A 635-nucleotide genomic window follows, 5' to 3' on the forward strand; every position below is an offset into this window, starting at 1 on the left:
ACATACCCCCGGCGGAAGCGGAGGCGGCGTACTACGCCGGCAACACGGGTCACGCCATCGCGGCGTGACTCAAACGAAATGGCCTCCGGAGAAGCCGGGGCGATTCAGTTGCGTTCTGGCAGGCCATGCTGGACCAGCAACCTGCCAAGGCTGCCGCGCTGCTGACCGACAAGGCGACGATGGTTGCCATGTATGGCGTGCATCACTTCAGTCCGGCCGATTACATGAAGATGGCCGAGGAGGGGCCTGCACGTGTCACAGGTTTTTCGTTCTCCGATGAGCAGGTGTTTTTCCCCGTCGACAATGTGGCCATTGCTACCTACAAGGTCAGCCAGAGCTTCGAGGTTGATGGCAAGCCGCAGGAGATGACCTGTTTTGACAGCACCACCTGGGTCAGGCAGGACGGCAAGTGGCTGGCGGCAGCCCATACCGAGACGCCTGCGCAGCAGGCCTAGCCTGCTTGGTTGCTGGTGCGGGAGGACTTGATCAGATGCCCGGATTGCCGTTCGGTGGGTTGCCTGTGGGAGCGGGGGGGGGGGGGGGGCGCCGCGGGGGGGGGGGGGTGGGGTGTTTTGGCGGGGGGTGGGGGCCCACCACCGTCGCGTGGGCCCCCGGGCCCCCCCCCCCCCGAGGGG

General features: G+C 66.3%; 1 pseudogene. It reads left to right on the plus strand.

Annotated features, from left to right (window positions below):
* Nucleotides 1-122: 122 nt before the first annotated feature.
* Nucleotides 123-455 (plus strand): annotated as a pseudogene (locus ACVOLQ_RS22450) (nuclear transport factor 2 family protein); the annotation flags it as partial.
* Nucleotides 456-635: the final 180 nt, after the last annotated feature.

The sequence above is a fragment of the Stenotrophomonas sp. STEN031 genome (genome assembly GCF_056759975.1).